Origin of the sequence: Thioclava sp. IC9 (genome assembly GCF_002213225.1) — a bacterium.
Classification (GTDB): Bacteria; Pseudomonadota; Alphaproteobacteria; order Rhodobacterales; family Rhodobacteraceae; genus Thioclava; species Thioclava nitratireducens.
Genome location: NZ_NBNX01000017.1, coordinates 1 through 8,137, shown reverse-complemented (window position 1 = coordinate 8,137; position 8,137 = coordinate 1). Strand labels below are relative to the sequence as shown.

8 protein-coding genes are annotated in these 8,137 nt (G+C 59.4%); 2 read left to right on the top strand and 6 right to left on the bottom strand.

Going from position 1 to position 8,137, the window contains the following annotated elements:
- Nucleotides 1-253: 253 nt before the first annotated feature.
- Genes cyoE through B6V76_RS19390 form a run of 6 tightly spaced genes read right to left on the bottom strand, consistent with a single transcriptional unit; the run spans nt 254 to nt 5,448 of the window.
- Nucleotides 254-1,171, bottom strand: a complete 918-nt coding sequence (gene cyoE, locus B6V76_RS19410) for a heme o synthase (RefSeq protein ID WP_206184257.1) — start codon at nt 1,169-1,171, stop codon at nt 254-256.
- Complete coding sequence (locus B6V76_RS20040) at nt 1,168-1,344, bottom strand: hypothetical protein (RefSeq protein WP_166504646.1); 177 nt, start codon at nt 1,342-1,344, stop codon at nt 1,168-1,170. Before B6V76_RS20040 ends, cyoE begins: the two co-directional genes overlap by 4 nt.
- Nucleotides 1,345-1,357: 13 nt before the next feature.
- The gene (locus B6V76_RS19405) at nt 1,358-1,915 is read right to left on the bottom strand and encodes a cytochrome c oxidase subunit 3 (protein WP_166504645.1); all 558 of its coding nucleotides are present in this window, start codon (nt 1,913-1,915) and stop codon (nt 1,358-1,360) included.
- Nucleotides 1,912-3,741: a cbb3-type cytochrome c oxidase subunit I gene (locus tag B6V76_RS19400; protein WP_206184256.1), complete on the bottom strand. Its 1,830-nt coding sequence runs from the start codon at nt 3,739-3,741 to the stop codon at nt 1,912-1,914. The genes B6V76_RS19405 and B6V76_RS19400 overlap by 4 nt, the downstream gene beginning before the upstream one ends.
- 27 nt (nt 3,742-3,768) lie before the next feature.
- Nucleotides 3,769-4,803 carry a cytochrome c oxidase subunit II gene (locus B6V76_RS19395; protein WP_088728304.1) on the bottom strand — a complete coding sequence of 345 codons (1,035 nt, stop codon included), beginning with the start codon at nt 4,801-4,803 and terminating at the stop codon, nt 3,769-3,771.
- Between the two features lie 12 nt (nt 4,804-4,815).
- Nucleotides 4,816-5,448 carry a hypothetical protein gene (locus B6V76_RS19390; RefSeq protein WP_141104960.1) on the bottom strand — a complete coding sequence of 211 codons (633 nt, stop codon included), beginning with the start codon at nt 5,446-5,448 and terminating at the stop codon, nt 4,816-4,818.
- Between the two features lie 138 nt (nt 5,449-5,586).
- On the opposite strand from B6V76_RS19390, the gene B6V76_RS19385 reads away from it, so the two are divergent.
- A complete protein-coding gene (locus B6V76_RS19385; RefSeq protein ID WP_166504644.1) occupies nt 5,587-7,200 on the top strand; it encodes a histidine kinase in 1,614 nt (537 codons plus the stop codon).
- A gap of 52 nt (nt 7,201-7,252) precedes the next feature.
- Nucleotides 7,253-7,858 carry a response regulator transcription factor gene (locus B6V76_RS19380; RefSeq protein WP_088728301.1) on the top strand — a complete coding sequence of 202 codons (606 nt, stop codon included), beginning with the start codon at nt 7,253-7,255 and terminating at the stop codon, nt 7,856-7,858.
- Nucleotides 7,859-8,137 lie beyond the last annotated feature (279 nt).

Sequence of the window (8,137 nt, the reverse complement as noted above, 5' to 3'; positions counted from 1 at the left end):
GGGCGTCACCAGCCCGTCACCCTGAGCAAAGCCGGGAAACTCTGCCTAAGGGCGGTAGAGCTCTGGGGTGCGGATCAACACCAACCGGGCTCCGGTCGCGGCTGGATGAAAGTTCAGTGGCAGGTCAAGATCAGTTCCCAGAACCTTGATGTTTATGAGATACTCCTCCTTCCACCTATGCCCGCAACGAGCGCAGCGGTTGGTGGGAAGGCAGTTCATCCCATTATATCAGTCGCGTTCCTGTCTCACAGCCTCAGGATAAAAGAGCCGCCATGAGATAGCTGTCGATGACAAGCGCTCCGAACAGCAGGAGGATGTAGGTGATCGAGAAGCGGAAAGTTCGCATCGGCCAGCTCGGGTCGGGCGAAACAAGCATCGCTATTGAATAAAACAGAAACATGCCACCGAGCGTCAGCGCTGCTGCGGGGTAAATGAAGCTAGTCAGACCAATCAATGCGGGCACCAGCGTCACCGCGACCATCAGGGTAGTGTAGAACAGCACCTGCCAGCGCGTGTGAACCTCACCATGGGTAACCGGCAGCATCGGCACTTCGGCGCGGCGGTAGTCCTCGATGCGGTGGATGGCGAGAGGCCAGAAATGGGGGGGTGTCCAAACGAAGATGATCATCACCAGCAGAACCGGAAGCGCTTCGATCCGGTCAGTCACGGCCGTCCAGCCCAGAAGCGGTGGCGCCGCGCCGGCGAGGCCGCCGATCACGATGTTCTGCGACGTCGCGCGCTTTAGAAACCCCGTGTAGATGACCGCGTAGCCGATGAGCGAGGCGAACGTCAGCACGGCGGTCAGTGGGTTGATCAGTGTGTAGAGTAGGATCAGACCGGCTGCGCCGAGAGCCAGCGCGAATACCAGCGCGTGGCCCGAAGAAATGAGCCCTGTCGGGATCGGGCGCCGGCGCGTGCGCGCCATGCGTGCGTCGAGGCGTTGATCGATCAGATGGTTGATTGCCGCCGCCGATCCTGCCGCCATGGCGATGCCGAGATTGCCCAGAACAAGCGCCCGGATCGGTAGAGCCAACGGAGCGGCCAGAAGCTCGCCCACCAATGCCGTGAAGATCATCACCATCACGACCTTCGGTTTGCACAACTCCAAATAGGCTCTCGCCAGTTCGGAACCGGATGTGCGCGATGCTTCCATATGGGGCAAGCGGATCACACCGACGTCTCATCACGGGGCTCGGCTGGGTCAGGCAGGTCGCGGGTTTCGCGTTTCAACGCGCGCCAGAACCAGACGATCAGAACAGTGTAGGCGACGACCGAAACCGTGAACCAGAACAACCACCACAGGATCGGTTCGCCAGGACTTTCAGGAACATTGAGGTTTAACATATCGGACCTCCGCTCAGTAGATGAAGAAAACGGCATAGAGTATCAGCCAGGTCATCACGACGAAGGTCCAAAACATCGCTGCCGCCTCGACCTGCCAGTGATTGCCCGTAGTGAAGACCCCGCGTCCGTCGGCCCCTGCGATTACGGCCAGCCCAATCAGGCCAAGCAAGATATGCAGGGCATGATAGCCCGTGCTCATGACGTAATTTTCGCCATAACGACTGCCGACCGCCACTTGGAGGGTCGACCAGTCGTAGATGATCAGGGCCAAGGCGATGAGCCCCAGAAACACGGCAAGCCACAGCCAGGAGGCGCCGCTCGAGCCCTTTTGCACCCGGCTTAGGCCAAGGGCGAGTGGCGCGAGGCTGATCACGAGAAGCACCGTTACCGCAAGTCCGAGCGGGGTGTTCAGTGTGTCGGGGTGCCCGGTGCCCGCCAGCAGAAAGCGCGTTGAAAACAGGGTCACGAAGATCATCGCTTCGCCAATGATGACGAGAAAGAAAGATCCACGATACATGCGTCGCTCTCGTCCGCTCAGATCCTCTGGGACATTGATGCTTGCGGTGCTCATGGGTGGTCTCCCGCGCCGTAGTTGTAGAAATGGTCCGTAACGAGGGGCTCTCGCACGAAATTGCCGTGCGGAGGCGGCGAGCTGGTCTGCCATTCGAGCGTCTTGCCCCCCCAGGGATTGTCGCCTGCAGCTTCGCCGCTGATCGAGCTGACGAGCAGGTTCAGAAGCGCGATTCCGAAGGCGAGCCCCAAGAGGAAGGCCCAGATCGAGACCCATTCGTTGATATTGCCGAGGTAGGGCATGTATTCCGCGACCCGCCGGTTCATGCCGTCAAAGCCGGCCACGAACATGCCGAGGAATGTCAGGTTGAACCCGAAGAACACCAGCCAAGCCGACAGCTTGCCCCAGCCCTCATTATACATCCGACCCGAGAATTTCGGGAACCAATAGTAGAGGCCAGCAAGCCATGCGAAGACCATGCCTCCGATGATCGTGTAGTGGAAATGGGCCACGACGAAGTAGGTATTGTGGAGCTGGAAATCCGCCGGCACGTCGGAGAGGAATACGCCTGTGAAGCCGCCGATGAGGAAATTGAACACGCTCATGAGAGCGAACAGCATCGGCGTGCGTAACCGAAGTCGACCCTTCCAGAGCGTCCCCAGCGCGGCGATATACATGAAGCCGGTAGGGATCGAGATCAACTCCGTCGTCGTCATGAACGGGACCAGACGGTTGTCTGCGACGGTGGTGAACATGTGGTGTGTCCAGACGTAGCTGGACAGCACCGTCACCCCGATCATTCCGGCGACGGCCCATCCGTAACCGAAGAGGCGTTTTCGAGAGAAGACGGGAATGATTTCGAGCCACAGTCCCCAGGCGGGAAGCATGATGATGTAGACCTCCGGATGACCGAAGAGCCAGAACAAGTCCTGCCAAAGAACCGGGAGGCCTTCGCTGTCGAAGAAATGGGTCTCGAGCGTGCGATCGGCGAGACCGAAAATCATCCCCGTTCCGATTACCGGCACCCAAAGCAGGTTCAGCACCGAGGTCACGAACATGCCCCAGACGAACATCGGCAAACGGCCGAGGCCAAGTCCCGGGGCGCGCATGTAGAGCGTCGTGGATATGACGTTGATCGCGGTGAAGAGTGACGACAGTCCGAGCGCGAAGACACCAAGATAATAGAGATCTTGTCCGACCGCATCCTCGGCCGCGAGGGGCGAATATCCTGTCCAGCCTGTCTGGAAGCCGCCCGCAAGGGGGCTCAGAAGGATCGCCATCACGCCCGGCACGAGGAACCACCAGCTCAGCCCGTTGAGGCGTGGAAATGTCATATCGTCAGCGCCGACCATGACAGGGACGAAATAATTCCCGAAGCCGCCGACGATGGCCACGACGGACACTGCGAAAAGCATCAGGCTGCCATGCACGCCAAAGGCTTCGTTATAGGCCTGAGATGTCTGAAAGACGTCGAGATTTGGAGTTAGAAGCTCGAGCCGCATCATCATCGCCGCCAGCCCGGCAGCAAGGAAGGTCAGGATTGCCGTGATCTGATATTGCATCCCGATGATCTTGTGATCGGTGTGAAAGCGCAGAAAGCGCCCGATCCCGTGCCCTTCGTCCCAAGCCGCCGCATTTCCGAACCAAGGCCGGATGCAGGCCTCGAAAGCACCGCCGCCGAGGATCCAGCCAGCCGTGCCCGCGGAGAAAGCCGCGACCACCGGCCACTCGCCTGCCAGCCGGTCGTTCAGGAGGGCCGCAACGAGCCAGTCGGCCCCCAGAACCCCGATCGCGGCCCACAAGGCAGCCCGCAACATCGGCGCTGCATGATGCAGCCAGCCATGCCGCTTCTCTTTCGTCTCCATCATTCCGGAATGATCGCTCATCGGCGTCCTCCTATCGCTCCCCCGGCATCAATTCCCTGAGCCGTTGCTGTCCATATTTGGCATCTGCATGTCAGTGTTCGATTGGCTGGAGGGCATGTTCATACTCGCCGATCCGCCAGAGCCTTCACTGTTCATATCCATGCTGCCGCCACCCTGATCCTGCATCGACGCGCTGTCGGGCTGGCCCGAACCGTTCATGTTCATGCTTCCGGACGCGTTGTCCTGCATTTGCATTCCGCCGGATTGGCCAGAACCGCCGCCACCCATATTCATGCCGCTCATCGAGCTGGCTTCCTGCTTCGCCGCGTCTTGCTGCTTGGCGACCCAAGTGTCGAAATCTGCGGCGGACACCACGCGCAGCTCGCTGCGCATCACCGGGTGGCCGGCGCCGCAGATTTGGGCGCATTGAATGCGCATGGTCGGATCGCTCAGAGTGTCCATGATCTTGGTCGGGGTCACCACGAGGTCGCGAGTCTCACCCGGGATCACAGCTTTTTTGATGCCCCAGGCGGGCACCCAGAAGGAGTGCATCACATCCCTGGATTGAAGGGTGAAGTGAATCGGCCGATCGAGCGGGACAATTAGCTTGTCGATGGCCTCGATGCCCTGATCAGGATAGCTGAAGTCCCATTCCCACTGCTTTGCGGTAACCTTTATCGTTAGGGCATTTTGGGCAACCGCCGCGCGCGCGCTCGACCACAGAGTTTCGAGCCCATAGACGCCGGGATAGATAATGAAGATCACATTCAGCAGGGCGCTCAGGCCGACCCAAGCCGCGATGAAGAGGCCATTGGTGGCGAATTGCGCCTCGGCTGGCTTCTCGTCGTCCTGTGGCACCCGGAACCGGATTGCCGAATACCCAATGATTAGAGTGACGATCACGAAGACCGGCACCGTCGCACGCATCAGGAAGAATATCGCCTCGCCGGTGACAGCGCCTTGCGTTGAGGCAATCAGGGGCCAATGTTCCACGGCCACTTGCACGAGCCATTCACCAAGCGCGCTGAAAACGACCCAAAGAGCGCTCAGCCAGAGGATGTGATTGCGGGTTTCACGGTCCATAGCCCTGCCTCCTCAAGCTTTCGGCTTGTCGTTGATGACGTCGATCGTGCCGCGCATGCCGTTCACGAAATGCTGGCCTGATTGTTGGAAGCAGCCGTAGGTCCATTGCCCGGGCTTGTCTGGCACCTTGAATGAAATCGTCAGCTGCCCCGAGGCATCGAGCAGAGGCATAAAACCCGACATCTCTTCCATTGGCCCCATCGGTCCTTTGCGAAGAACGTCTTTCACTGGCACGCCGCTCAAGTGCGCTGCGCCCCCCATGAACATGACCAGGTCGTGTCCGCTGACCACCTTGACGTCTACATCCTTGAAAAAGGGCACATGAAAACCGTCTACGTGACGCGGTCCGAAGACCGTATCTTTTAGGTTCGGTCCACGACCGACCATCCATTCGTGTGCTTTTCTGGGATGCGCTTCGGAGTCGTTTACGAGCGTTACGGTCACGGTTTCGCCCACGTGCCAAACCATATGCGCAGGCTCGAATTCGTAATCGAGCATATGAATCGTGAAATGCGTCCGGTCGGCGGGCCGGGTATTATTGGCCCAGACCACCATGCTGCCAGTCAACACCGCAAGCACCACGGCTCCGGACAGGACTGACCAACCGCTGACGCTTTTCGTTTCCCCTTTGAGTTCGTTTTTCACCTTGCGACCTCCCCCTTTCGCTGGTGATTTCTAAAAAGGGTAACCGGCAAATTTTCGCCGAATAGCCACGCGATGGAGGACAGCTGTCCCCGGTCTGGAGGACAGCGGGTCGATATGCGCGTGGGAGGGAGGAGCGCGATGCCAACCGTCGATAGAGCGTCATCGGGATTTCTGACGGCTTTCAGATGGCCCCTGATCGCCTTTTCCGCGATCCTCGGCCTCACACCGCACATCCTGTTGCTCAATCACACGACTGAGCAGCGACTTACGATGATCATCATCATGCATGCGGTCATCGTGCCGACATTGACGGCGATCGTTTTACGGCTCCTCGAGCGGCGGGCAATGACACTCGAGGCGGCGAATGCCGAGCTTCGCCGCACGGCTTTGGATTTGGAGCGCAAGAACCGCCAGCATGAGGCATTGAGCGGGGCTGTTCGTCTGCTCGCAGCCGCACCGTCCGTCGCTGACGTTCTCAAGCCGCTTGCGGAGCTTTCCCGTGAAGCCCTTAGGGCCGATCGATTGCGCTTGATCTGGACTCCGCCAGGCGTCCGACCCGAAGTGGTCGTTGTCGGACGCGCGTCTGGTCGTGATATGGCCGCAGACGGCTCAGAGCGCGTCTTTACACTGCACGAAGGCGATACGGATTTGGGGAGGATCGCAGTTTCCACCGAGGATTGGGACAGCTTTGATGAAACCAGTCTTTCCATCCTCTCAGCGGAGCTCCGGCTTCGCTGGCGTCTCAGGCAGGTCGAGGCCAACGCACTTTCCGCGCTTGACCCGGGGCATGAGCGCTTTTCCGATATAGGTCCGCGCCAGACCCACCGTTTGTTACGGGTGATGTGCGATGCTGCCGAAGCCGACGGGGCGAGCCTTTATCTGCGCCACGCGGACACATGGCAGTTACAGGCAACGGAGGGCCGCACACATCCTGTGAGCGATGAAGTCTTTACCCGCCCAATTGGCGTCTGGTCCTTCGAAGACGGGGCGACGGTATGTGTCAAAGGCACGCAAGATGGCGCGCTGCTGCTCCAATCTGCGGACGGGAGAAAGATCGACACCGCGACTCTGGACCCGCCATTGGTCCAGATGATTTCTGGTCACAGTGCGACTCTCACGCGCATCGTCGAGGGGTATCAGCAGGCTCTATGGGGTGAGCGTCAGCGCATCGCGCGTGAGTTGCACGACGAGGTTTGCCAATCGATCGCGTCGGTTCACATGCAACTTGGTCATCTCGAAACACTTATCTCCGAGGGGCGCCCCACGGCGGTCGATCGTTGCCATCAACTGCGCGAGGCCGCGCTTGATGCCTACGAGGCCACGCGTTTGGCGGTGGATGGCTTCCGCCGGAAACCGGAAAATGCCGAGGTCGCAACGGACTTCCTCGAGGGAATTGCGAGAGCGACCAGCGAGACCCGTGGTATAGAGCTTGCGTTTCATGCCGGACCGATCGATCTGGAGCCGGAAACCGCATGGCAACTTGGGCGCATTCTTCAGGAGGCTATCGCCAACGCGGTGCGACACGGCAGGGCCCGGACGGTCACCGTCTCACTCGACAAGGCCGACGACGAACTCGTGCTGACGGTTCTTGATGACGGCACATTCCGCGATCCTGCGTCTGGAAGCACATCTTCGGGTGGACATCACGGCCTGAAGATAATGGCCGAGAGGGTCGAAGAGTTGCACGGCTGGTTTTCAGTTTCGCATGACGATGCTGGAACCGAAGTGCAGGTGAAGCTGCCGTCGATCTGATTTTGACTGCTTTATTTTTGATGTTAACTTGAAAAACAGGGCGGTTCTAGAAATGCGCATAATCATCGTCGATGATCATCCGATCTTCCGGAGCGGGCTACGGCGCGTGCTGGAAGACTATGGTCACAGCGTCGTGGCGGAATGCGCAGACGGTGAAAGCGGTGTCGCGTCGGCACGGGATTTGACGCCCGATATTGTTCTCATGGATCTGCATATGCCCGAAGGTGATGGCATCGAAGCACTGAAAGCGCTCGGTGGAGACCCGCCAGTCTTGATGTTGACCGTGTCCGAGGACGCTTCAGACATGGAAGCAGCGATGGCTGCCGGCGCTGGCGGATATGTTCTGAAAAACGCGCAACCGACCGACCTGGTTAAGATGCTCGAGGCGGTCGCGCATGGCTACCGGGTTTACCCCGAGGCCAATACCGCTCGACCTGACAGTGATGTCAGGCTGAGCGATCGGCAACGCACTGTGCTCGACGGACTGCTTCGGGGCCGAACACACAAGGAAATCGCGAAGATGCTCGGGATTTCCCAGTTCACTGTGAGGACATATCAGGAGCGCTTGATGGAGAAATTCGCGGTTGCCAGTCGGGCAGAATTGATTGTCTGCGCGTCTGGCGGGCACCTCCCCAAAGATGAGGGCTCAAGCCAATAAAACTGGGTGCTTTCTTGTCAGCTGATCTCATCCCCGATGACCGATAGAACGACACCTTCAACAGAGGGCGTTTTCTATGTGTCTCCTCTTGGGTTTGGCGGGCGGTAGAGAGGAAGACGACCCCGGCGCGGGAATAATCCCGGCCGGGGCAAAAAAATGCGAATTGTAAGATGGGCCTCAGGCCAGACGGGCCTGCAAGCTGCGGCTCTGCCAGCGCAGGATACCTGCGACCGACGCCCAGTAGACGATCCAGCCGCCCAGCGTCGCGGCGTCCGGCGC

Coding starts and splice junctions, on each gene's coding strand:
- B6V76_RS20040 (WP_166504646.1), bottom strand. CDS start 1,344: ATGTTAAACCTCAATGTTCCTGAAAGTCCTGGCGAACCGATCCTGTGG.
- B6V76_RS19405 (WP_166504645.1), bottom strand. CDS start 1,915: ATGAGCACCGCAAGCATCAATGTCCCAGAGGATCTGAGCGGACGAGAG.
- B6V76_RS19400 (WP_206184256.1), bottom strand. CDS start 3,741: ATGAGCGATCATTCCGGAATGATGGAGACGAAAGAGAAGCGGCATGGC.
- B6V76_RS19395 (WP_088728304.1), bottom strand. CDS start 4,803: ATGGACCGTGAAACCCGCAATCACATCCTCTGGCTGAGCGCTCTTTGG.
- B6V76_RS19385 (WP_166504644.1), top strand. CDS start 5,587: ATGCCAACCGTCGATAGAGCGTCATCGGGATTTCTGACGGCTTTCAGA.
- B6V76_RS19380 (WP_088728301.1), top strand. CDS start 7,253: ATGCGCATAATCATCGTCGATGATCATCCGATCTTCCGGAGCGGGCTA.